Annotated in this window: 22 protein-coding genes, 1 pseudogene and 1 riboswitch; of the genes and pseudogenes, 15 read left to right on the top strand and 8 right to left on the bottom strand. The window is 63.6% G+C overall.

All coding sequences use genetic code 11. The features are described from left to right. Window positions 1-15 precede the first annotated feature (15 nt). Window positions 16-1,239 (bottom strand): MFS transporter, encoded by a 1,224-nt coding sequence (locus tag EB815_RS28070; protein WP_056564008.1) that lies wholly within the window; start codon window positions 1,237-1,239, stop codon window positions 16-18. 119 nt (window positions 1,240-1,358) lie between these two features. Between EB815_RS28070 and EB815_RS28065 the strand changes: the two genes are divergently transcribed. Then, on the top strand, window positions 1,359-1,967 hold the full coding sequence (locus EB815_RS28065; RefSeq protein ID WP_056564005.1) for a TetR/AcrR family transcriptional regulator: 609 nt from the start codon (window positions 1,359-1,361) through the stop codon (window positions 1,965-1,967). 91 nt (window positions 1,968-2,058) lie between these two features. Beyond that, window positions 2,059-3,042, top strand: coding sequence for a hypothetical protein (locus EB815_RS28060; protein WP_065004955.1), 984 nt, complete (start codon window positions 2,059-2,061; stop codon window positions 3,040-3,042). 71 nt (window positions 3,043-3,113) lie between these two features. Here the strand turns inward: EB815_RS28060 and bluB are convergent. Next, window positions 3,114-3,794, bottom strand: a pseudogene (gene bluB / locus EB815_RS33695) (5,6-dimethylbenzimidazole synthase); the annotation flags it as partial. Window positions 3,795-3,842: 48 nt separating this feature from the next. Then, a riboswitch (cobalamin riboswitch) is annotated at window positions 3,843-4,022 on the bottom strand. A 121-nt stretch (window positions 4,023-4,143) separates the two neighbouring features. Between bluB and EB815_RS28050 the strand changes: the two are divergent. The 6 genes from EB815_RS28050 to EB815_RS28025 all read left to right on the top strand — a co-directional run bounded on the left by EB815_RS28050 (window position 4,144) and on the right by EB815_RS28025 (window position 9,123). Continuing rightward, entirely contained in the window at window positions 4,144-5,070 is a 927-nt protein-coding gene (locus EB815_RS28050; RefSeq protein WP_056563999.1) for a histone deacetylase family protein, read from the top strand. Between the two features lie 3 nt (window positions 5,071-5,073). After that, on the top strand, window positions 5,074-5,325 hold the full coding sequence (locus tag EB815_RS28045; RefSeq protein WP_056565628.1) for an exodeoxyribonuclease VII small subunit: 252 nt from the start codon (window positions 5,074-5,076) through the stop codon (window positions 5,323-5,325). A 106-nt stretch (window positions 5,326-5,431) separates the two neighbouring features. Further along, entirely contained in the window at window positions 5,432-5,698 is a 267-nt protein-coding gene (locus EB815_RS28040; protein ID WP_010914875.1) for a DUF2277 domain-containing protein, read from the top strand. Between the two features lie 40 nt (window positions 5,699-5,738). Continuing rightward, on the top strand, window positions 5,739-6,659 hold the full coding sequence (locus EB815_RS28035; RefSeq protein ID WP_056563996.1) for a pirin family protein: 921 nt from the start codon (window positions 5,739-5,741) through the stop codon (window positions 6,657-6,659). Window positions 6,660-6,761: 102 nt separating this feature from the next. Then, window positions 6,762-8,675, top strand: a complete 1,914-nt coding sequence (dxs, locus tag EB815_RS28030) for a 1-deoxy-D-xylulose-5-phosphate synthase (protein ID WP_056563993.1) — start codon at window positions 6,762-6,764, stop codon at window positions 8,673-8,675. A gap of 148 nt (window positions 8,676-8,823) precedes the next feature. Next, window positions 8,824-9,123 (top strand): hypothetical protein, encoded by a 300-nt coding sequence (locus tag EB815_RS28025; RefSeq protein ID WP_056563990.1) that lies wholly within the window; start codon window positions 8,824-8,826, stop codon window positions 9,121-9,123. On the opposite strand, the gene EB815_RS28020 is transcribed toward EB815_RS28025, so the two are convergent. After that, complete coding sequence (locus EB815_RS28020) at window positions 9,120-9,521, bottom strand: GFA family protein (protein ID WP_056563987.1); 402 nt, start codon at window positions 9,519-9,521, stop codon at window positions 9,120-9,122. The genes EB815_RS28025 and EB815_RS28020 overlap by 4 nt on opposite strands. A gap of 165 nt (window positions 9,522-9,686) precedes the next feature. On the opposite strand from EB815_RS28020, the gene EB815_RS28015 reads away from it, so the two are divergent. The 3 genes from EB815_RS28015 to EB815_RS28005 all read left to right on the top strand — a co-directional run bounded on the left by EB815_RS28015 (window position 9,687) and on the right by EB815_RS28005 (window position 14,227). Next, a complete protein-coding gene (locus tag EB815_RS28015; protein WP_056563984.1) occupies window positions 9,687-10,451 on the top strand; it encodes a TlyA family RNA methyltransferase in 765 nt (254 codons plus the stop codon). After that, window positions 10,448-11,692 carry a class I SAM-dependent RNA methyltransferase gene (locus EB815_RS28010; protein WP_056563981.1) on the top strand — a complete coding sequence of 415 codons (1,245 nt, stop codon included), beginning with the start codon at window positions 10,448-10,450 and terminating at the stop codon, window positions 11,690-11,692. Before EB815_RS28015 ends, EB815_RS28010 begins: the two co-directional genes overlap by 4 nt. Window positions 11,693-11,836: 144 nt before the next feature. Then, entirely contained in the window at window positions 11,837-14,227 is a 2,391-nt protein-coding gene (locus tag EB815_RS28005; RefSeq protein WP_056563979.1) for a caspase family protein, read from the top strand. 203 nt (window positions 14,228-14,430) lie between these two features. On the opposite strand, the gene EB815_RS33690 is transcribed toward EB815_RS28005, so the two are convergent. Continuing rightward, window positions 14,431-14,616 carry a hypothetical protein gene (locus EB815_RS33690; RefSeq protein WP_244493899.1) on the bottom strand — a complete coding sequence of 62 codons (186 nt, stop codon included), beginning with the start codon at window positions 14,614-14,616 and terminating at the stop codon, window positions 14,431-14,433. Here EB815_RS33690 and EB815_RS34015 point away from each other — a divergent pair. Then, window positions 14,615-14,740, top strand: coding sequence for a hypothetical protein (locus EB815_RS34015; RefSeq protein ID WP_274534531.1), 126 nt, complete (start codon window positions 14,615-14,617; stop codon window positions 14,738-14,740). The two genes, EB815_RS33690 and EB815_RS34015, sit on opposite strands and share 2 nt — an antisense overlap. Window positions 14,741-14,904: 164 nt before the next feature. Here EB815_RS34015 and EB815_RS27995 read toward each other — a convergent pair whose 3' ends face one another. The 4 genes from EB815_RS27995 to EB815_RS27980 all read right to left on the bottom strand — a co-directional run bounded on the left by EB815_RS27995 (window position 14,905) and on the right by EB815_RS27980 (window position 18,653). Next, window positions 14,905-15,594 carry a transglutaminase-like cysteine peptidase gene (locus tag EB815_RS27995; protein WP_056563974.1) on the bottom strand — a complete coding sequence of 230 codons (690 nt, stop codon included), beginning with the start codon at window positions 15,592-15,594 and terminating at the stop codon, window positions 14,905-14,907. Window positions 15,595-15,826: 232 nt separating this feature from the next. Further along, the gene (locus tag EB815_RS27990; RefSeq protein WP_320411991.1) at window positions 15,827-16,447 is read right to left on the bottom strand and encodes an NAD-dependent deacylase; all 621 of its coding nucleotides are present in this window, start codon (window positions 16,445-16,447) and stop codon (window positions 15,827-15,829) included. Window positions 16,448-16,513: 66 nt separating this feature from the next. Continuing rightward, a complete protein-coding gene (gene tldD / locus EB815_RS27985) occupies window positions 16,514-17,926 on the bottom strand; it encodes a metalloprotease TldD (protein WP_056563972.1) in 1,413 nt (470 codons plus the stop codon). 166 nt (window positions 17,927-18,092) lie between these two features. After that, complete coding sequence (locus tag EB815_RS27980) at window positions 18,093-18,653, bottom strand: invasion associated locus B family protein (protein WP_056563969.1); 561 nt, start codon at window positions 18,651-18,653, stop codon at window positions 18,093-18,095. 260 nt (window positions 18,654-18,913) lie between these two features. Here EB815_RS27980 and coxB point away from each other — a divergent pair, with 260 nt between their 5' ends. The 3 genes from coxB to EB815_RS27965 all read left to right on the top strand — a co-directional run bounded on the left by coxB (window position 18,914) and on the right by EB815_RS27965 (window position 22,639). Further along, the gene (gene coxB / locus EB815_RS27975) at window positions 18,914-19,930 is read left to right on the top strand and encodes a cytochrome c oxidase subunit II (RefSeq protein WP_056563967.1); all 1,017 of its coding nucleotides are present in this window, start codon (window positions 18,914-18,916) and stop codon (window positions 19,928-19,930) included. 38 nt (window positions 19,931-19,968) lie between these two features. Beyond that, complete coding sequence (ctaD, locus tag EB815_RS27970) at window positions 19,969-21,621, top strand: cytochrome c oxidase subunit I (RefSeq protein ID WP_056563964.1); 1,653 nt, start codon at window positions 19,969-19,971, stop codon at window positions 21,619-21,621. Between the two features lie 73 nt (window positions 21,622-21,694). Then, complete coding sequence (locus EB815_RS27965; protein WP_056563961.1) at window positions 21,695-22,639, top strand: heme o synthase; 945 nt, start codon at window positions 21,695-21,697, stop codon at window positions 22,637-22,639. Window positions 22,640-22,641 lie beyond the last annotated feature (2 nt).

Raw genomic sequence — 22,641 nt, 5'->3', positions numbered from 1 at the left:
GACATGGCCAGGCTGTCACTCGGCCGGAACGGCAGCGGCGTCGCATTCCTCCAACTCGCATTTACGGGTGGCAAGGCTGCGCTGGCCGAGCAGCACGGTGGCCAGCGCGATGGTGCCTGCCGCCACTGAAACCCAGAACCCGCTCTGGGCGCCGAATGCGTCCACCACGGCGCCGGCGGCGAAGGAGCCGAGCGCCATGCCGATACCGATCCCCGTGGTCACCCAGGTGATGCCCTCCGTCAGCATCGCTTCCGGCACATGCCGTTCGATCAGGCCGAATGCCGTGATGAAGGTCGGCGAGATGGCCACACCGCTGATGAAGACGGTGAGTGCCAGAAGGGGCACGGTGCCGGCGGTGAGCGGCAGCAGCGTGCTGACCGCGATGACGGCTACCGCGATGGCCAACTGGCGTTGCAGCGGTGTTTTCAGATTGAGCGCGCCGACAATGATGCCGAGCACGAACGACCCCAGCGCGTAGACGCCAATGACGAGGCTGGCGGCGCCGGGTTGGCCAAGTTCCTTGGTGATAGCCACGGTGCTGACTTCCGTCGTCGCGAAGGTGGCGCCGATGAAGATCAGGGCGAATGTGATGATCTGTACCGGGCGCAGGCGAATTGCGGAGCCGCTCGAGCCTGCACCCATTGGCCGCACTTGCGGCTCGGTCGAGCGCTGCAGGATGAACGCCGTCGAGCCCAAGGCAAGGAACAGCGTGCTCGCCAGCATGCCCGCTTCCGGGAACAGGGCGGCACTCAAGCCCACCGACAGCGATGCTCCGGCGATGTAGACCAACTCATCCGCCGCCGACTCGAAGGCGAAGGCGGTGTTCATCTCGGGCCGACCGCGGAAAAGCTCGGTCCAGCGTGCGCGCACCATCGCCGGCATGCTGGGCATTGCGGCGGCCAGCAGAGCCGACACGAACAGCGTCCAGACTGGCCAGTCCTGATTGGCCGACGCAATCAGCGTCAGGAATGCGAGCACGGAGATGATTGTGGTGGGCACGACGATCCGGGTCTGGCCAAGGCGGTCGACCAGTCTTGATATTTGCGGCGCCAGGAAAGCGTTGGCCAATGCGAATGTCGCCGAGACAGCGCCGGCCAGCCAGTATTCGCCGCGCGTCTGTGACAGCATCGCCACGATGCCGATAGGCGCCATGGCGATCGGCAGGCGCGCCAGGAAACCGGCGGCTGCGAAGCCTTTGGCACCGGGTGCGCGAAAGATCTCTGAGTAAGGGTTTTGCATGATCCGGTTCCTCGACAAAGGGCGATCTGACAATTACATACGGAGCGTATGAGAACTAGATAGATCATACGCGGCGTATGTCAATTGGCATACGGGGCGTATGTAAGTAGGGCCAGAAGATGCACAGACCCCGCAAGGAGATGATCGCCGAGACGCGCGCCAAGCTGATCGCAGCTGCGCGCCAGGCCTTCGGGACGATCGGATATGCCGAAGCGTCGATGGATGATTTCACGGCATCAGCCGGACTGACGCGCGGCGCGCTCTATCATCACTTCGGCGACAAGAAGGGACTGCTGGAGGCGGTTATCGCCGAAATCGACGGCGAGATGGCGGCTCGGGTGAACGAGGTCGCCTCGAGAGCGCCGACCCGCTGGCAGCGTTTCGTCGACGAATGCACCACCTATATCGAGATGGCGCTGGAGCCGGAAATCCAGCGCATCATGTTCCGGGATGGCCCGGCTGTGCTGGGCGATCCGGCGCAATGGTCGAATGCCAATGCCTGCGTTGGCTCAATGACCGATCACCTGACAGCCCTGCAGGGGGAAGGGGTGGTCGTCCCGGGCGTCGACCCTGAAACGGCCGCACGCCTTATCAACGGGGCGAGCAGCCAGGCGTCGCAGCGGATCGCCAATTCAAACGACCCCGAAGCCACGTCGAGGAAGGTGGTGTCGGCGTTCAAGCAACTGCTTGAGGGGCTGCTCAAGGAGCCGGGTCCGCAATCGAACTGAAGTCCCTTCTGCGGCCTGGTGCCCGCTCATGATTGACAATCCGCGGGGTGAGCGCATGCTCCCCAGCCATCTCTGAGGGGAGATTCGGGGCATGTGGGATTTCGATATCGGCAGGTCGGTGTCCATCATGGTGCGGACCTGGCCTTTCATTGTCTTTCGCATGATCGTCTATTTCGGCATCACGCTGGCCTACATCATGGCGACCGGCACGGGCGCCTCGGTCGGCTATGGCGTCGGCCATATTTCCACCGATCCCGATGGACCGCTGTCCTTTGCCTTGTGGGGCGGCGTGGTCGGCTTCGGCATCGTCTCCATCGCCGTCTACTGGATCCGCGAATACATCCTCTACGTCGTCAAGGCCGGCCATATCGCCGTCATGGTCCACCTGATCGACGGCCATGATGTCCCTGACGGCCAGAACCAGATCGCCTATGCCCGGCAGGTCGTGACCGAGCGTTTCGCCGAGGCCAACATCCTTTTCGTCGTCGACCAGCTGTTCAAGGGCGCCATCCGCGCCATCACCGGCCTGCTCGGCGGCGTCGCCGCCTTTCTGCCCATTCCGGGCCTGAGCGGCCTGGTCTCCTTCATCAACACGGTGATCCGCCTGTCGCTCACCTATGTCGACGAGATCATCCTCGGCTATAACATCCGCATCAACTCGTCCTCGCCTTTCGAAACCGCGCGCCAGGGCGTGGTTCTCTACGCCCAGAACGGCAAGACCATGGTCAAGAACGCCGTCTGGCTGGCGGTCATCATGTGGGGCGTGTCGTTCGTGATCTTCCTGCTGATGCTGGCCCCGGCCGGCGCCATTCTGTTCATGATGCCCGGCCAGCTCGCCGGCTGGGCCTTCGTGCTGGCCATCGTCTTCGCCTGGGCTTTCAAGGCGGCGTTCATCGAGCCCTTCGCCATCGCCTGCCTGATGCAGGTCTATTTCAAGACCATCGCCGGCCAGGTGCCTGATCCGGCCTGGGACATCAGGCTGGCCGAGGCGTCATCGAAGTTCCGGGAACTCAAGGACAAGGCGCTTTCCTCCTTCGGCGGCTCGCGCTGGGGCACGGCCGGCGCGACGCGCTGATCGCCCGGCAGGCGGTCGCCTTGTGCGGTATCGACGGCGTTCAGGCGCGCCACCGCTGACTTGAGCGGTGCCTCGCCTCTCCCGCAAAAGGTCTCGCTCATGATCAGTTCGGGCAGCGGCAGCCGCCGGCCCCAGCCATGCGTTTCAAGGTCCGGTTTGGGTGCGAACTCGGAAACCCGGCCGACGCAGAGATAAGCGATCGGCGTTACATGGTCGGGAATGGAGAGCAGGCTTTTCAGCGCCTGCGCCTCGATGATGCTGACCCAGCCGACGCCGACGCCTTCGGCGCGTGCCGCCAGCCAGAAATTCTGCACCGCGCAGACCGTGCTGTAGAGGTCCATCTCCGGATTGTGCCAACGTCCCAGCGGCGAGCCCTTCGAGCGCTGGCGGTCGCAGGTGATGCAGATGTTGAGCGCGCTTTCGCAGATGCCTTCCAGCTTCAGCTTGCGGTAAAGCGCCTGCCGCTCTTCCTCGATTTCTGGCAGTTCCTGTTCTCGCGCGGCCAGGAACAGGTCGCGCACCTTCTCCCGTCGCGCGGCATCGCGGACGACGATGAAATTCCACGGCTGCATGAACCCGACCGATGGCGCGTGATGGGCGGCAAGCAGCAGCCGCGCCAGCACCTCATCGTCGAGAGGAGCAGGCAGAAAATGACTGCGCACATCGCGCCGCGTGAACATGGCGCGGTAGACTGCATCGCGGGCCATCTGGTCAAATTCGTCGCCGACAGGAGCGGTCATAGCATCCGGCATCGCTTGTCCCCCTGCGATTGCAAACCATGTCCTCCGCCTGACCATGCGGATGACGGTGCCTGCCAGGCCGGTCTTCTGGCTCAGGATCAACCCGCGTCCGGTGCCTTCCCGTCATCGACAGTGGCATTTACCGGCGCGGTCCCCCTCACAGCGTTGGGCACGCCACGGAATTCAACCGTGTTCCCGATTCTCCCGCTTGCGGCGGGCACCAGGCAGTGAAGGCGACCTTATGCCGAAGCGTCCGCGGCGCCAAGCCCCGCAGCGACGCCAATGGACGCAGAAGCGATTTTCCCCAGCCATTGGGCCGCGACGCATGGCCATCGCGGCGTTGGGGCACTAGATAGGGACGATGGCCACTCGTCTCTACACGCATCCGATCTTCCTTGAACACATCACGCCCCCCGGTCACCCCGAGCGGCCGGACCGCTTGCGCGCCATCGAGCGCGTGCTTGACGACGAAGCCTTTGCCGAGCTTGACCGCGTCAAGGCGCCGGAAGGCGACGAGGCCACCATCCTTTACGCGCATCCGGCCGATTTCGTCGCGCGCGTGCGCGCCGCCATCCCCGACGAGGGCATTGCCCGCATCGATGCCGACACCACCGCCAGCCCGAAGAGCTGGCAGGCGGTGATAACCGCGATCGGCGCCGCCAACGCCGCCGTCGACGACGTCTTCGCAGGCCGCGCCGACAATGTCTTCGTCGCCGCCCGGCCACCCGGCCACCATGCCGAAAAGACCACGGCAATGGGCTTTTGCTTCTTCAACACGGCGGCGATCGCGGCCCGCTATGCGCAGAAGAAGCACGGCGTCGAGCGTGTCGCCGTCGTCGACTGGGATGTGCACCACGGCAATGGCACGCAGGATATTTTCTGGGACGATCCCTCGGTGCTCTATTGCTCGACGCACCAGATGCCGCTTTATCCTGGCACTGGCGCAAAGAGCGAGACCGGCGCCGGCAACATCGTCAATGCACCATTGGCGCCGCGGACCGGCAGCGAGGTGTTTCGCGATGCCTTCCTGTCGCGCGTCCTGCCGGCGCTCGACAATTTCGCGCCCGACCTCATCATTATTTCGGCCGGTTTCGACGCGCATCACCGTGATCCGCTGGCCGAGATCAACCTGACCGAGGACGATTTCGACTGGGCGACCGGCCAGCTGATGCAGCGCGCTGCCCGCCACAGCGGCAACCGGCTCGTCAGCCTGCTCGAGGGCGGTTACGATCTGCAGGGACTGGCATTTTCGGTCGCCGCCCATGTCGGGCGACTGATGAAAGGATGAATGATGGCTGCTGAGACCAACGAAGACGTCAAGGCGATGAGCTTCGAACAGGCACTCGACGCGCTGGAGAAGATCGTCGATGATCTGGAGCGTGGCGACGTGCCGCTCGATCAGTCGATCCGGATCTATGAGCGCGGCGAGGCCCTGAAGGCGCATTGCGACCGGCTGCTGAAGGCGGCCGAGGACAAGGTCGAGAAGATCAGGCTATCGCGCGATGGCAAGCCGGTGGGAACAGAGCCGCTCGACGCGGACTGAGGCCTGGCCGCGAACCATGGTCTTGCCTCACCGGTTTTTGGACACGATCATGATTGAAACTCGTCCCGATTGAAACAGCTCCAGGACAAGAGGAGATACGGAAGCGATGTGCAGAAACATCAAGACCCTGTTCAATTTTGATCCGCCGGCAACCAATGACGAAGTGCGCGACGCAGCCCTTCAATTTGTCCGCAAGCTGAGCGGAACGACGCGGCCCTCGAAACAGAACCAGCATGCGTTCGACCACGCCGTGGAGGCCATTGCGGCATCGGCGCGCGAACTTCTCGATTCGCTCGAAACCAACCAGCATCCGCGCAACCGCGAAGAAGTGGCCGCCAAACTGCGGGCAAAAGCGGCGATCCGCTTTGCCTGATGCCGCCAAGGCGGTTGCCGAACGCTGATAAGGAGAGTTCATGAGCTTCTTCCCGGGGAAAGACCCTGAAGCCGGCGACGCCTTTGCCAGCGACCAGATCGAACTGATGGTCATCCCGAACGCCAAGGACATTGGCGGCTTCGAGGTCCGTCGCGCTCTGCCGACCGCCAGGAGGCGGCTGGTCGGGCCGTTCATCTTCTTCGATCGCATGGGGCCGGCGATCCTGCGTGCAGGCCAGGCGCTCGACGTCCGTCCGCATCCGCATATCGGCCTGTCGACGGTTACCTATCTGTTCGACGGCAAGATCAGGCATCGCGATTCGCTCGGTACCGAAATGGTCATCCAGCCGGGTGACGTGAACCTGATGACCGCAGGCCGAGGCATCGTCCACTCCGAGCGTACGCCCGAGGAATTGCGCGGCGCGCCGATGTCGATCTCCGGCCTGCAGACATGGCTGGCATTGCCGGACGGCAAGGAGGAAGTGGCGCCCGTATTCGAGAACACCGCTGCCTTGCGGCTGCCCGAGATCGATGCCGAAGGCGTCACGGGCCGCGTTGTGATCGGTGACTTCCAGGGACTGCGTTCCCCGGTACGGGCCGACGCCGACACGCTCTACGCCGACCTCAGGCTGGCGGCCGGCGCCAGCATAAAGATCCCGGCCGATGCGGAGGAGCGCGCCATCTACACACTGGAAGGCGAGGTCACGATTTCGGGTGACGTCTTCCCGGCTGAACGCCTGCTGGTGTTCCGGCCCGGCGACGAGATCATCGTGTCGTCGCACACCGGCGCGCATTTCATGCTGTTCGGCGGCGCCTCGCTCGGCTCGCAGCGCTACATCTGGTGGAATTTCGTCTCCTCCTCCAAGGAGCGCATCGAACAGGCCAAGCAGGAATGGAAGACGGGCCGCTTCGATATCGTTCCTGGAGACGAGAAAGAGTTTATTCCGCTGCCGGAGAACTGAGGAAAATCGGCGAGGGGACCTGCTTGATCCGCGTCACCGACACGCATTTACTTTCGCAGGCCGGCGGCCTATCCCGCCGTTGAACAGAAAGCCCGAACTCCCGTGAACGCAACGCCGCATACGCCGCTTCTCGACAAGGTCCGCATTCCGGCGGATTTGCGTGCGCTTGACGAGAGCGAACTGCCGCAACTGGCATCAGAACTCCGTCTCGAACTGGTCGACGCGGTGTCCCGCACCGGTGGCCATCTTGGCGCCGGCCTTGGCGTGGTCGAACTGACGGTCGCGCTGCACTATGTCTTCAACACCCCGGACGACCGGCTGATCTGGGATGTCGGCCATCAGGCCTATCCGCACAAGATCCTGACCGGCCGCCGCGATCGCATCCGCACGCTGCGCCAAGAAGGCGGCCTGTCCGGCTTCACCCGCCGCGCCGAGAGCGAATACGATCCCTTCGGCGCCGCCCATTCCTCGACATCGATATCGGCGGGCCTCGGCATGGCCGCGGCGCGCGACCTCTCCGGTGGCCGCAACAACGTCATAGCCGTCATCGGCGACGGCGCCATGTCGGCCGGCATGGCCTATGAGGCGATGAACAATGCCGGTGCGCTCGACGCCCGTCTCATCGTCATCCTCAACGACAACGACATGTCGATCGCACCGCCGACCGGCGCGATGAGCGCCTATCTGGCGCGGCTGGCCTCGGGCAAGGCCTATGCCGGCCTGCGCGACTTCGGCAAGAAACTGACGTCCTATCTCGGCAAGCGCGCCGATCGTGCCATTACAAGGGCGGTCGAGCATGCGCGCGGTTACGTCACCGGCGGCACCTTGTTCGAGGAACTCGGCTTCTACCATATCGGCCCGATCGACGGCCATAATCTCGAGCATCTGATCCCGGTCCTGAAAAACGTCCGCGACAATGGCGAAGGCCCGGTGCTGATCCATGTCGTCACCCAGAAGGGCAAGGGCTACGCACCGGCGGAAGCCGCCGCCGACAAATATCACGGCGTCAACAAGTTTGACGTCATCACCGGCGCGCAGGCCAAGGCGCCGGCCAACGCACCGGCCTACACCAAGGTGTTCGCCGAAAGCCTGATCCAGGAGGCGCGCGAGGACGATCGCATCGTCGCGGTCACCGCCGCCATGCCGAGCGGCACGGGGCTGGACCTGTTCGGCGAAGTGTTCCCGTCAAGGACCTTCGATGTCGGCATCGCCGAACAGCATGCGGTCACCTTCGCGGCGGGCCTGGCGACCGAAGGCTACAAGCCGTTCGCGGCGATCTATTCGACCTTCCTTCAGCGCGCCTACGACCAGGTCGTCCACGACGTCGCGATCCAGAAACTGCCGGTTCGTTTTCCCATCGACCGCGCCGGCTTCGTCGGTGCCGATGGCGCCACCCATTGCGGTGCCTTCGACACCACTTTCCTGGCAAGCCTGCCGGGCTTTGTCGTGATGGCCGCCGCCGACGAAGCGGAGCTGCGCCACATGGTGCGCACCGCGGCAAGCTATGATGATGGCCCGATCGCCTTCCGCTATCCGCGCGGCAACGGTGTCGGCGTCGACATGCCGGAGCGCGGCTCGGTTCTCGAACTCGGCAAGGGCCGCATCGTCAGGGAAGGCACAAAGGTGGCGCTGCTGTCCTTCGGCACGCGCTTGCAAGACTGCCTGATGGCTGCCGAGGAACTCGGCGCGGCCGGGCTTTCCACCACCGTCGCCGATGCCCGCTTCGCCAAGCCGCTCGACGAGGATCTGATCCGGCGGCTGGCCCGTTCGCACGAGGTTCTGGTGACGGTGGAGGAGGGCGCCATTGGCGGCTTCGCCAGCCATGTGCTGCAGTTCCTCGCCCACGAAGGACTGCTGGAAAGCGGCCTGAAGGTGCGCCCGCTGGTGCTGCCTGACGTGTTCGCAGATCACGCCAAGCCGGAAAAAATGTATGCCGATGCCGGCCTCGATGCCGCCGGCATCGTGCGCACCGTTTTCACCGCGCTCGGGCATACGGCCCGGGCCCAGCGCGCCTGAATCAAAACCTCAAGCGCTTGAATCAGTTTGCCGGCTTGATTTATTAACGCATTGTTTACGCTGCTGTTTGGCGCTTTGCTTACCGTGTCTCTTGGCCGTTTTTCAATGGCGCCCTGCTAGATCGACGTCAGGCAGGGAGACAATAACAATGAAGACGCTTTTGTGCGGCGTGGCACTTTTAGCCATCATCGCGACACCCGCCGCCGCCGAGACGCGTTATGACCGCAATCTCGAAAAGGCGGCGATGGGCATCGTCGCGAGCAAAATGGGCGATCTCAGAGGCGGCTTCTCCTATAAGCAGGTGCCGCAATTGGTGGTCGTGTCGGAACCAGCGCCTGCGTCCGCGGGTGCGGGTGCGGCTGAGCCTCCACGGGAGCAAGCTTCAGGGGATCGGCACGACGGCTTGTCTCCTGCCGTCGAGCGCCAGGTGTCGCGCACTATCTTCTAGAACCACATGTCGCGCACGCAGCGGCCATCGCGCGGCAGGTCGTCGAAAGTGTCAAGACCATCGAAATGGTCGATCGGCAGATCGGCCACGGCCTCGAGCGGCGCCAGCCGCACATTGACGGCGATACGCGTTCGACCGGAGGCATCGGCGCGCAGGCCGCGCCAGGCGAGCACGCAGGCGCAAGTCGGGCAGAACAGGATTTCGAGCGAAGGCGTATCCTTTCCGGCGCGCGTGTAACTAGCCATCGGCCCCGCGACGCGAATGCGCTCATCGGCATAGTCATAGGCCCAGAGCACGCCATAGCGGCGGCAAAGCGTGCAGTTGCAGGCGGTGATCGGCCCCGGATCGCCCTCAAGGGTCCAGTGGGTTGCGCCACAGTGGCAGGTTCCCGTCAGCATTCTTTGTCCCCGGGTTCCGACGATGGAGGTTCTCCTCCTCGATTACCATTTTGCCGAACCCGATGCGATGCGTGCAAGCCGCGGCGCGGCCTGATGCGCTCGCCGCTCTTTCCTTGTTCGGTCCAATGTCCTTGCCTTCGCCGCCGGCTTTCGCCATGAAGGCCGATGAACTCGCCTCTGCCAGCCAGCACCCGCCAGCGGCTCGACGACCTGCTCGTCCAGCGCGGACTGTTTGCCAGCCGCTCGCGTGCCCGCGACGCGGTCGAGCGTGGCACGGTGACGGTCGATGGCTCCATTGCCCGCAAGCCCGGTCAGAACGTTTCGCCGCAATGCCTTGTTGCCATCGATGATCCGGCGCAAGGCTATGTCTCGCGCGCGGCACTGAAGCTGATCGGCGGGCTCGACCACTTCAGCCTCGACCCAGCCGGCCGCGAAGCGCTCGACATCGGCGCCTCGACCGGCGGGTTCACCCAGGTGCTGCTCGAACGCGGCGCCGCCCATGTCACGGCAATCGATGTGGGTCATGGCCAGATACATCCTGATATTGGCAAGGACCCGCGGGTGACGGTCGTCGAAGGGCTGAACGCCCGCGATATCACCATCGCTGACCTTGCCGGCCGTGTTCCAGGTTTCATCGTCTCCGACGTCAGCTTTATCTCGCTGAAGTTGGCGTTGCCGCCGGCGCTCGCCATTGCGAAGCCCGGTGCCGCCGGGATCTTTCTGGTCAAGCCGCAATTCGAGGCGGGTCGCGAGGCGATCGGCAAGGGCGGCCTCTTGAAAGACCCCTTCGATGCCGCCCGGGTCGCGGGCCTGCTGCAGGATTGGCTGGACACCGTGCCCGGCTGGCGCTCGCTCGGCCTGCATCTGTCGCCAATCGAAGGCGGCGACGGCAATCGCGAATTCCTGCTCGGTGGGATCAAGGATCGATGAGCGCGCGCTTTACCATCAAAAAGCTTGGCGCCCAGGGCGACGGCATTGCAGAGACCGAAGGCGGCGATCTGTTCATTCCCTTTACGCTGCCCGGGGAGACCGTCACCGCCGCGCGCGAGCGGGATCGCGCCACGTTGATGGCGGTGCTGGAGGCTTCGCCACTGCGCATCGAGCCCGCCTGCCGCCATTTCACGGAGTGCGGCGGCTGTGCCCTTCAGCATTTCGAGGCCGAAGCCTATCGCCAGTGGAAACGCGAGAAGGTGGTGCACGCCCTGAAGGGCAAGGGCATCGAGTGCGACATCGACGCGCTGGTTGCCTGCGCGCCGCGGACGCGACGCCGTGTCGTGCTCGCCGCGCGCCGCACCGATACAGGCACGCTGCTCGGCTTCAATCGCCATCTGTCGCCTGAAATCATTTCCATATCGGAATGTCCGATCTCGCTGCCTGAAATCGTCGGAGCGCTTGGCCAGTTGAAGGCGCTCGCTGACTTGATATGCGCCACCACCAAATCTTTCCGGATGGCGGTCACCGTGACCGGTTCCGGCCTCGATGTCGCGGTGCATGACTCCGGCAAGCTCGGCGAACACCAGCGCCGCATCGCGTCCAATTTTGTCCTTGCGCAAGGCTTTGCCAGGCTGTCCATCGATGACGAGATCATCATCGAACCGAGGAAGCCCGTGGTGATGTTCGGCAGCGTCGCGGTCGCCGTGCCGCCGGGTGCCTTCCTGCAGGCAACCGAAGCAGCCGAGCAGACGATGGCCGAGATTGTCGGCGGACATCTGAAGCGCGCCAAGAAGATCGCCGACCTTTTCGCAGGCTGTGGCAGCTTTGCGCTCCGGCTCGCGGCGAGGTCGGAAGTCCATGCCGTGGAGGGCGATGCGGCGGCACTTTCGGCGCTCGACCGGGGATCGCGCTTCGCGACTGGCATCAAGCGGGTGACGGGCGAACGCCGCGACCTGTTCCGCCGACCCTTGACCTTCAAGGAGTTGAACGCCTTTGACGGCCTTGTCTTCGATCCGCCGCGAGCGGGTGCCGAGGACCAGTCGAAGCAGATCGCCCGCTCGGATGTTCCATTCGTTGCCGCGGTGTCCTGCAACCCGGTGACGCTTGCTCGCGACCTGCGCATCCTCGTCGACGGCGGCTACACCTTGAAAAGCGTGACGCCGATCGACCAGTTCCTGTGGTCGCCGCATGTCGAGGCGGTCGCCCTGCTGGAAAAGCCGAGGAAAAGGCGCGGCTGAGCCGGACGATGATCACGTTTCGTTGAAACCGGGCAATCCGACCGCGCGATACCGAAAGACGTCGGATTAACGCCGCAAAGCTGCCTTTTTGCGCAAGCCTAGTCTGGGCTCTGGGGCGGAAGCATCGTCACTCTCACCTGCCGGATGATCGCAATGCGGACGGTCTTGAAATTCCTCGCCTTCTTCCTCGCTCTCTCCATTCTGGCATTCGGCTCTACGGCCGGGGCGCTGGCGCAAGGCGAAAAGCGCCTAGCCTTCGTCATCGGCAATGCCGCCTATCCCGCCAGCGCGCTGACGACGCCTGCCAATGATGCGGGCTTGATCGCCCAGACATTGCAGGCGGCCGGGTTCGACGTGGTCGGCGCGCGCGACGTCGACCAGGAATCGCTGCGTGGCGCTTATCGCGATTTCCTCGCCAAGGTGACCGCAGCCGGCCCCGACGCGGTGGTATTTGTTTATCTGGCCGGGCAGGGATTGCAGTTCGAAGGTGAGAATTATTTCGCGCCCGTCGATGCCGAGATCGCCAATGCGGCTGACGTGCCGATGGCAGCGGTGCGGATTTCCGACCTTACAAAGCCTCTCGCCGCGCTGCCGACGAAGGTCAACATCGTCGTGCTCGACGCCGCGCGGCCAAATTCTTTCGCCAAGTCGAACCAGCCGCTGGCCGGTGGCCTCGCACTGGTCGATCCCGACCCGAACATGCTGATCGCCTTCAACGCAGCCCCGGGCACCGTCGCGCCGGAAGGCAAGGGGCCGTATGGGGCCTATGCCCAGGCGCTTGCCGAGATGATCAGGGATGGTGGCCTGCAGCTGGGCGATGTGTTTGACCGCACACGGCTGCGGGTCAATGAAGTGACTGATGGCGCGGAGGTGCCTTGGAATGCCTCCAAGATCACCGATCCCTTTGTCTTCTTCGATCGCGGCCCGGATGCTCCGGCGCCGCAGGTCTCCGCCGCCGAGGTGCGTACCAACCGGACCAAGGAGATACGCGATTTCGATGCGCGTGATGCCTACATAGCGGCTCTCGATCGCGACACGATGCGCGGCTACGAAGATTTCATCGTTGCTTATCCGCATGATCCGATGGCCAAGCGCGTGCGCGCGATCCTGGCGGCGCGGCGCGAGGCGATCACCTGGCGCCAGACCTGGCTCAGGGACACGCCCGAAGCCTACTGGTCCTATCTCGATCGCTATCCGCATGGCCCCCATGCCTGGGACGCCCGCCGCAGGCTCGAGCATTTCGACGCCGCCCTGGAGCCGCCGCAGAATTTCGTGGTCTATGACTATGACGTGCCGCCGCCACCGCCGGAAGAGATCGTCTATGTCGACCGGCCCGTGCTCTATTTCGACGATCCGGAATTTGACTTCGATCCACCGCCGCCCGTGGCGGTGATCTTCCTGCCGCCGCGGCCGCGCGACTTCATCGAATTGCCGCCACCCCCGCCGCCGGTCGGGATCTTCGTGCTGCCGACGCCTGTCTTTGTGCCGGTGCCTGCCTGGGTGAACCCGCCGCATGACATCTTCCCGCCGCCGAACGACGTCATCTTCAACAACATCCACAACACCACGATCATCAACAACACGACGATCAACGAGACCAACAACCAGGGCGGTGGCCTCACCACCGGCCAGAAGCTGACTGCTGGCGCCGTGGGCCTGGGTGCTGCCGCCCTGGCGACCAAGGTGGCGTTGCCGGCTTTCCTGCAGAAAAAGGAAACCGTGCTGTCCAAACAGAACCCCGGCGGCCTGCCGCTGAAGCCGGGGCAGGGTGGCCAACAGCCGGGTGGTGCCAGGCCGTTGTCGAAGACATTGCCTGCCGACAAGCTGACAGGTCATGCCTTGCCCGGCGCTGACGGCAAGACCCTGCCGCTCGTCAATGGCAAGCCGGTGCTGAATGGACAGAACCTGCCCAACAACAAGTCCAGGAAGCTCTTGAACAAGCAGGTCACGGCAGGTGGAAACGCCGCCGTGACCGGCAACCCGGTGGTGAATGGGCAAAACGGGACCAATGGCCAGGGCAATGGGCAGGGCCAGAACGGTACCGGCAAGAAGCTCCGCAAGATCCCGGGCGTCAACGGCACGCCTGCGGCGAATCGAGCGAACAACCCATCGGCGCTCAATGGCCAGAATTCAGGCCAGAATCCGCCTAACGGCAAGTTCAGGAAACTTCACAATCAGGGCGGCGGCCAGACGAACGCCCAGGCCAATGGGCAAGGCAATGGGCTCAAGGGCGATGGCAAGGCTCCCAAATTCCGCAAGTTGCCTGTCAACGGCAACACTGGCGGCAATGTCCAGCAGAAATTCAAGGCCAACAACGGCAACCCGCAGCTGAAGGTGCAGGTGCAGCCCAGGCCGCAGAGGCCAGAGTTCCACGCCCAGCCGAGGCAGCAGATGCAGCCCAGGCCGCAGAGGCCAGAGTTCCACGCCCAGCCGAAGCAGCAGGTGCAGCGGCAGGCACAGCCAAGGCCGCCGCAGCCGCCAGCTGCCAGGAAGCCGTCTTGCGGGCATCCCAATGAGCCCGCTTGCAAGAAATAGCGCATGTCCCCCCAAGAGGTGATCCGCTTGGGTCGGGACATGCATAAGACAAAGGCTTGAAGCGCGTTGCTGGTCGCATGGTGTGGGGTGAGTCGGCTTTGCCGGCCGGCGGCAAAACATGGCGGGCCGCGGCGGCGACCTGCGATCACATCACAACTGCGTGGTTGGCCACGGCCAAGATTGCGCAGTGCCTCGGCTCGCTGTTACCAGTCAATGCCGGGGGCGCTCAAGGGAGTGACCACAATGAGGATTGCAAGCGTTCTGACGTCCATCGCTTTGGCCGGGTTCATTGCGACGGGAACTGCCGCGGCAGCGACGACGGCGGCGACCACGACGGCGCCGGCCACCACAACGGCCGCCCCCGCGAAGAAGGCAAAGACGACTGCCATGACGCCTGAAAAAACCGCGATTTCGAAGCAGTGTTCCGCGCTCGCCGACGCCCAGAAACTGCACGGCAAGGCCCGTGAAAAGTTCCGGGCCGACTGCAAGAAGAACGGCGGCAAGGCCGGCTGATCAGCCGCCTTCGCGGGTGAAGGTTTCGCCGCCAGCCTGCCAGCAAGGCTGGCGGCAATTCCGGAAAATGTGAACCGGGTTTCCGTCTGAGATCTGTTCGCCTGGGCCAGATCAAGGGCGGATGAAACCCACCAAACGCCTGAATGGCTGGATCGCCAGGCCGTTCAGTTCACGAGTTTGGCAACATTCGTGATGGCCTTCGGCGTGCCACCTCGCTGGTTGATCGACACCCAGACATTCGGGTTCTGCTGCGACTGCCGTTTCAGGAAATAGTAGCCTGTTGCGTTCCAGGGCCTGATTTCGTCGACCAGATTGTCGAGGACCAGATCGCCTTTGTCGGTTTTCACCGTCAGGATAGTGTGGCCTTCATTGTCAAGGTCGTGCACCACTGTCATCAGCAGCGCCTGCCGGGGAAATCCAGCCTCCTGAAGAAGCTTGCGCTTGTAGAGTGCGTAGATCTTGCAGTCGCCCTTGCCGTCAACCGGGTAATCCCAGTGGTCCGTCATCGTGCCCCAGTGGTCGAAATTGCTGACGGGTTTGATGGACCTGTTCGCCTTCTGGTTTATCCGCTTGAGGGTGCGCAGGTTCTGCGCGGTCAGCTTGACGCTGGCGGCCGGGAGAGCGGGCACCTTGCACTCTTTTGGTCGGCGATGGCAGAAATCGAGCCAACCGTAGGGGACGCTGGTGGAGCCGCCAACGGCGGCGGAGAGTGACCCATCCGTGGATGGGCGCGTCGATATTCGCTTGAACAAGGTCGACTGCGCCGCCGCCGGGCTGACTTGCAGCGACGTCGCACCGATCAACGAAACGAAGCCAAGCAGGATAGACGAGGTCAGGACGGAGGAATGCCGCATTGCCAAAACCACCACCGCAACGAGGGAACTGGTGCTGCGTTCGTGCGCAAATGCAGCCCAGGCAGTTAAACACTTAACAATTTCCTAACTTGGATTGTGTTCACTTCAAGGTGCCGGCCAGGATTCAGGCCGGAAAACGTCTGCGTCAGCCCGCCGCCGAGAGAATACGTTCGACGAAGGCAGGCACCACTTGCGTCGCCGGTCCTTCCATCTGGTCGTCGAAGCGGGAGGCCTAGCCGGCGCATTTCAGGTTGAGTTCGATCGTCAAGGCGCCGGCGGCGCGCGCCTCCTCGACAAAACCCGCGGCCGGGTAGACGTTGCCGCTCGTTCCGATCGCCACGAACAGGTCGCAACGCGTCAACGCCTCGCCGATCTCTTCCATGCGGTAAGGCATCTCGCCGAACCAGACCACGTCGGGCCGCAACCGTCCCTTCGCACCGCAGGCTGGACATCCGGACTGAATAGCGATGTCGCCGGCCCAGGCGCTGCTTCCGCCACAGTCCTGGCAAAGCGCGCGGCCGAGCTCTCCATGCATATGGATCAAGTTTCGCGAGCCGGCGCGCTCATGCAGATCGTCGATATTCTGGGTGACGAGGAGGACGTCGCCTCGGATTTCGCGCTCCAGCCTGGCCAGTGCCGCATGGGCCACGTTCGGCTCGACGCTGTCCATTTGTCGCCGGCGCATGTTGTAGAAGTCCTGCACCTTGACGGGATCGCGGGCAAAACCTTCCGGCGTCGCAACGTCTTCGAGGTTGCATTTCGTCCAGACACCATCGGGATCGCGAAAGGTCGCGACGCCCGATTCCGCCGAAATGCCGGCACCTGTCAGGATGACGATCCTTGATCTGGGCATGGCCGGGCCGCCTGCATCCGGAAACATCACTTTGGCCGATGATGTTACCGAAACGGCTCCAAGGCCTCAAACCCTTGTGCCGCCAACCGTCATCTGGTTCATCCTGAGATGCGGCTGGCCGACGCCGACCGGCACGCCCTGTCCGGCCTTGCCGCACATGCCGATGCCATTGTCGAGCTTCATGTCGTTGCCGACCATCGAGACGCGGTGCATGGCATCCGGCCCGTTGCCGATCAGCATCGCCCCCTTGATCGGCTGCGTTACCTTGCCGTTCTCGATCATGTAGGCCTCGGTGCAGCCGAACACGAATTTGCCCGAAGTGATGTCGACCTGGCCGCCGCCGAAGGAGACGGCATAGATGCCGTTCTTGACCGAGGCGATGATCTCGTCCGGCTCCATGTCACCAGAAGTCATGTAGGTATTGGTCATGCGCGGCATCGGCTGGTGCGCGTAGCCCTCGCGCCTTCCGTTGCCGGTGGCCTTCATGCCCATCAGCCGGGCATTCTGCCTGTCCTGCATGTAGCCGACCAGCTTGCCGTCCTCGATCAGCACGTTGCGGGCCGACGGCGTCCCTTCGTCGTCGACGGTGAGCGAGCCACGCCGCTCCGGGATTGTGCCGTCATCAACCACGGTGACGCCCTTGGCGGCGACCTGCTGGCCCAAAAGGCCGGCGAAGGCCGAAGTCTTCTTGCGGTTGAAGTCGCCTTCCAGCCCGTGCCCGACGGCTTCGTGCAGCATGACGCCCGGCCAGCCGCTGGACAGCACGATGTCGAAGGTACCGGCCGGGGCGGGAATGGCCTCGAGATTGACCAGCGCCTGACGGAGCGCTTCCTTGGCGGCATGCTTCCAGCTGTCCTCGATCAGGAATTCGCCAAAGGCCTTGCGTCCACCCATGCCGTAGGAGCCGCTTTCCTGGCGGTCGCCGTCGCCAACCACGACCGAGACGTTGATGCGGACCAGCGGCCTGATATCGCGCACCACCTGACCGTCCGCGCGTACGATCTCGACATGCTGCCAGGACGCGGCGAGCGAGGCCGTCACCTGGCGCACGCGCGGATCCTCGGCGCGCAGCCAGGCGTCGATTTCCTGCAACAGCTTTGCCTTGGCCTCGAAGGAAGGCGAGGGGATCGGGTTCTCGTCGCCGTAGAGATGGCGGTTGGTGCGGGCGGGCGGCGTGGCAAGCGTACCGGAATAGCCGCCCTTGACGGTCGCAACGGCAGCGGCCGCGCGCAGCAGCGAGGCCTCGGAGAGGTCGCTCGAATGAGCGTAGCCACTGGCCTCACCGGCGACCGCGCGCAGGCCAAAGCCCTGGTCGGTGTTGAAGTTGGCGGTCTTCAACCGGCCATTGTCGAACATCAGCGCTTCGCTCTCGCTGTATTCGAGAAACAGTTCGCCGTCGTCGGCGCCGTTTATGGTGTCGGCAACGATCTGCTTGATACGATCGTCTGACATGTCGAATTGGCCGATCAGGCTGTTCATGGCGTGCACCCGTGGGAAGATTGCTTTCCCCCGATGTAGGCGCGAAGCCGCCCCCGCACAATCGGCAATGAAGATCGGTGTCGACGAATGGGCGGCGGCCGGTTGATGCAAGCCCCGCTTCCGATCACGAAAGCCGCGTCAGCATCCGGGTTTCCGAAGGACGGGGTCAGGGAAGGGCGGCGAAACCCTCGGCAAATCCCTTGAGATCGACAGGGATGCCTATGCCTTCTTCAGGCGTCTGGAAGACGATGAACGTCGCCGACGTGCCGGTCTTCAGCGTGTCTAGGAGCGGCTTTTCCAGGATGACCTCGGCGTAGCAGCCGTCCTGGAAGCAGCGCACGAAATAGGCGCGGCCGATATCCTTGCCGTCGACGTTGAGGCCGAGACCGTTGGGCAACAGCACGCCGAGCGGCGCCAGCACGCGCAGGATCTCGGCCTTGTTGTCGGCGGTGCGCAGCACGACCACCGACAGGCCCATCTCCGGACGGTCCTCGGCAACGACATTCTGCATCATGACACATTGCTCGGAGGTCGCGCCTGCGGGCGTGTCGCAGATGATCGACCACGCGCCATGCGTCGAGCGCACCGTGCCGCTCGGCTGGGCCGCATCGGCCTCACTCGCGACGAACAGACCGGCTGTGGACAGGACGGCGAGAAACATGACCTTCGCCAGGGCTGTCGAAAGCCCCGGTCTCGTGTGCCTCAGTCTCGAAAGCCAAGAGTTCATGACGGCTCCATTGCGAATCACGGCACTTTAAGCCGCGCCAATGCCAAGTAAAGGACGAGACCGCGTCCGAACTGTCCCGAAACAGGCAATACAGCGCTTTTTACCGCCAATCTTGCCTGAATTACGACGCTTCGCGCACTCCGCCCGCATGAGGCGGGCGACCCGCCCGAGCATACGCGATTCGCCGCTGCGGCCGCCGCCACGGAAGAGCCGCGCCAGCTTGCGCGCAAAAATGCCGCACAGTTTCGTCCGCTCCTTTCTTGCGGAGGGAAAAAGAGTATGGTTTGAACCACCTTGAGACTGTCGGGATTCCCGTCCCGGCATTGTTCGTTATTCTCGTTGGCGCAGCCGCGAGGAACTGGGAGACGAAGAGGGCGATGAGAAATTTCCGAGCTGGCGCCAGGTTTCTAGCAAGTGCCAAGTTTCTGGGTGCTTGTGCCGCTGCCACGATTTTTGCCGGCACATCCGCCCATGCCGATCAGCCCGTGGCGTGGGAGACGACCTTCCAGGCGCCGGCGACCGATATGATGCGGCAGATCGAGTGGTTCGGAAACTACACGATGTGGTTCATCGTCCCGATCACCATTCTGGTGCTGCTTCTTCTCGCCTACTGCATCGTGAAATTCCGCGCGAGCGCAAATCCGGTCCCCTCCAAGACCAGCCACAACACGCTGATCGAGGTGATCTGGACCGTTGGCCCGGTCGTGGTCCTGCTCTGCCTCGCCATTCCCTCGTTCCAGCTCTTGACCGCGCAGTACACGCCGCCGGAAGAAGCCAAGCTGACCGTCAAGGCGACCGGCAACCAGTGGAACTGGGACTACGAGTACCAGACCGACAACACGCTTTCCTTCAATTCGGCCATCCTCCAGGATGGCGATCGCGCCAAGGCGGGCAAGGAGGATCGCAAGGTCTATCCGCGCCTGCTCGCCGTCGACAACGAGTTGGTGGTGCCGGTCAACACGATGACGCGCGTGCTTGTCACCGCGACCGACGTGATCCACTCCTTCGCCATGCCGTCCTTCGGCATCAAGATCGACGCCATTCCGGGACGCACCAACGAGACCTGGTTCAAGGCCGAGAAGGAAGGCCTCTATTATGGCCAGTGTTCGCAGCTTTGCGGCAAGGACCACGCCTTCATGCCGATCGCCATTCGTGTCGTCTCGGATGCGCAGTTCAAGACCTGGCTGGCGGCAGCCAAGACCGACCTGCCCGGCGCCAACAAGACGCTCATGGCCGAGGTCGAAGGCCAGAACAAGGTAGCGGCCGCCGGCAATTGATGCCGCGGGTTAGCAAGATTTAGGGAACGGAGCGGAACATGGCAGACGCTGCAGCTCACGACGGGCACGACCACAAGCCTTATCACGGTTGGGTGCGCTGGGTTTATTCGACCAACCACAAGGACATCGGTACGCTCTACCTGATCTTCGCGATCATGGCCGGCATCATCGGCGGTGCCCTGTCGGTTGCCATCCGCATGGAGCTGCAGGAGCCCGGCATCCAGATATTCAGCGGCCTGGCGCAGATGGTCTACGGCATGAACGGTGACGCCGCGATCGATGGCGGCAAGAGCATGTACAATGCCTTTGCCACCGCGCACGCGCTGATCATGATCTTCTTCATGGTCATGCCGGCCCTGATTGGCGGCTTCGCCAACTGGATGGTGCCGATCATGATCGGCGCTCCCGACATGGCTTTCCCGCGCATGAACAACATCTCCTTCTGGCTGTTGCCGCCGGCCTTCATCCTGCTGCTCACCTCGATGTTCGTGCCGAGCGCGCCGGGCGCCTACGGTGTCGGCGGCGGCTGGACGCTCTATCCGCCGCTTTCGACCTCGGGTCAGCCCGGGCCGGCCATGGATCTGGCCATCCTGTCGATCCACATCGCCGGTGCCTCGTCGATCCTCGGTGCCATCAACTTCATCACCACCATCTTCAACATGCGCGCTCCGGGCATGACGCTGCACAAGATGCCGCTGTTCGCCTGGTCGGTGCTGGTCACCGCCTTCCTGCTGCTGTTGTCCCTGCCGGTGCTCGCCGGCGGCATCACCATGCTGCTCACAGACCGCAATTTCGGCACCACCTTCTTCGCGCCTGATGGCGGCGGCGACCCGCTGCTGTTCCAGCACCTGTTCTGGTTCTTCGGCCATCCGGAAGTGTACATCCTGATCCTGCCGGGCTTCGGTATCATCAGCCATATCGTCTCGACCTTCTCGAGGAAGCCGGTGTTCGGCTATCTCGGCATGGCCTACGCCATGGTCGCGATCGGCGCCGTCGGCTTCATCGTGTGGGCGCACCACATGTATACGACCGGCCTGTCGCTCGACACCCAGCGCTACTTCGTCTTCGCCACCATGGTCATCGCGGTGCCGACGGGCGTGAAGATCTTCTCCTGGATCGCAACGATGTGGGGTGGATCGATCTCCTTCAAGACGCCGATGCTGTGGGCGCTGGGCTTCATCTTCCTGTTCACCATCGGTGGCGTCACCGGCGTCCAGCTGGCCAATGCCGGTCTCGACCGCTCGCTGCATGACACGTATTTCGTCATCGCCCACTTCCACTACGTGCTGTCGCTGGGCGCGGTGTTCGCGATCTTCGCCGGCTGGTACTACTGGTTCCCGAAGATGACCGGCTACATGTATTCGCCCGTCATCGCAAACACCCACTTCTGGGTCACCTTCGTCGGCGTGAACCTGATCTTCTTCCCGCAGCATTTCCTTGGCCTGGCCGGCATGCCGCGCCGCACCATCGACTATCCGGACGCGTTTGCCGGCTGGAACTATGTGTCGTCGATCGGCTCCTACATCTCGGCCGTCGGCGTGGCGATCTTCCTCTACGGCGTGTTCGAAGCCTTCCAGAAGAAGCGAATCGCCGGTGCCAACCCATGGGGTGAGGGCGCCACCACGCTCGAATGGCAGCTGCCTTCGCCGCCGCCTTTCCACCAGTGGGAGCAACTGCCGAAGATCAAGTAAGGCGGCTCCCGCCTGATACAGAACCGCCGGCCCGCCGGCGGTTTTGGCCAACGGAATGATGGACTGAGTACGCATGGCCCTAGTCGACGAAACCAGCATTGACGAAGCGGGCTTCCGCATGTCGGAAGCGACGGCGGGCGATTTCTTCGCCCTGCTGAAGCCGCGCGTCATGTCGCTGGTGGTGTTCACAGCCTTCGTCGGGCTGGTCGCCGCACCCGTGACGATCAATCCCCTGCTGGCGGTGATCGCCATCCTTTCGATCGCCATCGGTGCTGGCGCCTCTGGCGCGCTCAACATGTGGTACGACGCCGACATCGACGCGGTCATGACCAGGACGGCCAGCCGTCCAGTGCCGTCCGGCCGGATCCAGCCGCACGAGGCGCTGAGCTTCGGCCTGGTGCTCTCGGTGCTTTCGGTGATGACGCTCGGCGTGCTGGTCAACTGGCTGTCGGCGACGCTGCTGGCCTTCACCATCTTCTTCTACGCCGTCGTCTACACGATGTGGCTGAAGCGCTGGACGCCGCAGAACATCGTCATCGGCGGCGCGGCCGGCGCGATCCCGCCAGTCATAGGCTGGGCCGCGGTGACCGGCTCGGTCAGCCTCGAAAGCATCATCCTGTTCCTGATCATCTTCCTGTGGACGCCGCCGCATTTCTGGGCGCTCGCGCTGTTCAAGTCCGAGGACTACGAGCGCGCCGGCATCCCGATGATGCCCAATGTCGCTGGCCAGGCGTCGACCCGCCGTCAGATCTTCGCCTATGCGCTGGTGCTGGCCCCTGTTGGCGTGCTGCCGTGGCTGCTCGGCTACACCACGCCCTTCTATGGCGTGGCCGCCATACTGCTCGGGCTCGGCTTTGTCTGGTACGCCTGGAAGGTGCTCGGCATGGCCGACGACGACCGCGCCATGAAGCCGGCCAAGGCGCTGTTTGCCTATTCGCTGCTTTATCTCTTCGCCATCTTCGCTGCCTACTTGGCCGACAGCGTTGTCGAACGCGCGCTTGCCATGGGTGGAGCATGATC

This window comes from Mesorhizobium loti, from assembly GCF_013170705.1.
Lineage (GTDB): Bacteria > Pseudomonadota > Alphaproteobacteria > Rhizobiales > Rhizobiaceae > Mesorhizobium > Mesorhizobium loti_D.
Note: the sequence above shows the minus strand (reverse complement) of the source record. Positions and strands in the feature narration are given on the sequence as shown.

Coding starts and splice junctions, on each gene's coding strand:
- EB815_RS28070 (WP_056564008.1), bottom strand. CDS start 1,239: ATGCAAAACCCTTACTCAGAGATCTTTCGCGCACCCGGTGCCAAAGGC.
- EB815_RS28065 (WP_056564005.1), top strand. CDS start 1,359: ATGCACAGACCCCGCAAGGAGATGATCGCCGAGACGCGCGCCAAGCTG.
- EB815_RS28060 (WP_065004955.1), top strand. CDS start 2,059: ATGTGGGATTTCGATATCGGCAGGTCGGTGTCCATCATGGTGCGGACC.
- EB815_RS28050 (WP_056563999.1), top strand. CDS start 4,144: ATGGCCACTCGTCTCTACACGCATCCGATCTTCCTTGAACACATCACG.
- EB815_RS28045 (WP_056565628.1), top strand. CDS start 5,074: ATGGCTGCTGAGACCAACGAAGACGTCAAGGCGATGAGCTTCGAACAG.
- EB815_RS28040 (WP_010914875.1), top strand. CDS start 5,432: ATGTGCAGAAACATCAAGACCCTGTTCAATTTTGATCCGCCGGCAACC.
- EB815_RS28035 (WP_056563996.1), top strand. CDS start 5,739: ATGAGCTTCTTCCCGGGGAAAGACCCTGAAGCCGGCGACGCCTTTGCC.
- EB815_RS28025 (WP_056563990.1), top strand. CDS start 8,824: ATGAAGACGCTTTTGTGCGGCGTGGCACTTTTAGCCATCATCGCGACA.
- EB815_RS28020 (WP_056563987.1), bottom strand. CDS start 9,521: ATGCTGACGGGAACCTGCCACTGTGGCGCAACCCACTGGACCCTTGAG.
- EB815_RS28015 (WP_056563984.1), top strand. CDS start 9,687: ATGAACTCGCCTCTGCCAGCCAGCACCCGCCAGCGGCTCGACGACCTG.
- EB815_RS28010 (WP_056563981.1), top strand. CDS start 10,448: ATGAGCGCGCGCTTTACCATCAAAAAGCTTGGCGCCCAGGGCGACGGC.
- EB815_RS28005 (WP_056563979.1), top strand. CDS start 11,837: ATGATCGCAATGCGGACGGTCTTGAAATTCCTCGCCTTCTTCCTCGCT.
- EB815_RS34015 (WP_274534531.1), top strand. CDS start 14,615: ATGACGCCTGAAAAAACCGCGATTTCGAAGCAGTGTTCCGCGCTCGCC.
- EB815_RS33690 (WP_244493899.1), bottom strand. CDS start 14,616: ATGGCAGTCGTCTTTGCCTTCTTCGCGGGGGCGGCCGTTGTGGTGGCC.
- EB815_RS27995 (WP_056563974.1), bottom strand. CDS start 15,594: ATGCGGCATTCCTCCGTCCTGACCTCGTCTATCCTGCTTGGCTTCGTT.
- EB815_RS27990 (WP_320411991.1), bottom strand. CDS start 16,447: ATGCCCAGATCAAGGATCGTCATCCTGACAGGTGCCGGCATTTCGGCG.
- tldD (WP_056563972.1), bottom strand. CDS start 17,926: ATGAACAGCCTGATCGGCCAATTCGACATGTCAGACGATCGTATCAAG.
- EB815_RS27980 (WP_056563969.1), bottom strand. CDS start 18,653: ATGAACTCTTGGCTTTCGAGACTGAGGCACACGAGACCGGGGCTTTCG.
- ctaD (WP_056563964.1), top strand. CDS start 19,969: ATGGCAGACGCTGCAGCTCACGACGGGCACGACCACAAGCCTTATCAC.
- EB815_RS27965 (WP_056563961.1), top strand. CDS start 21,695: ATGGCCCTAGTCGACGAAACCAGCATTGACGAAGCGGGCTTCCGCATG.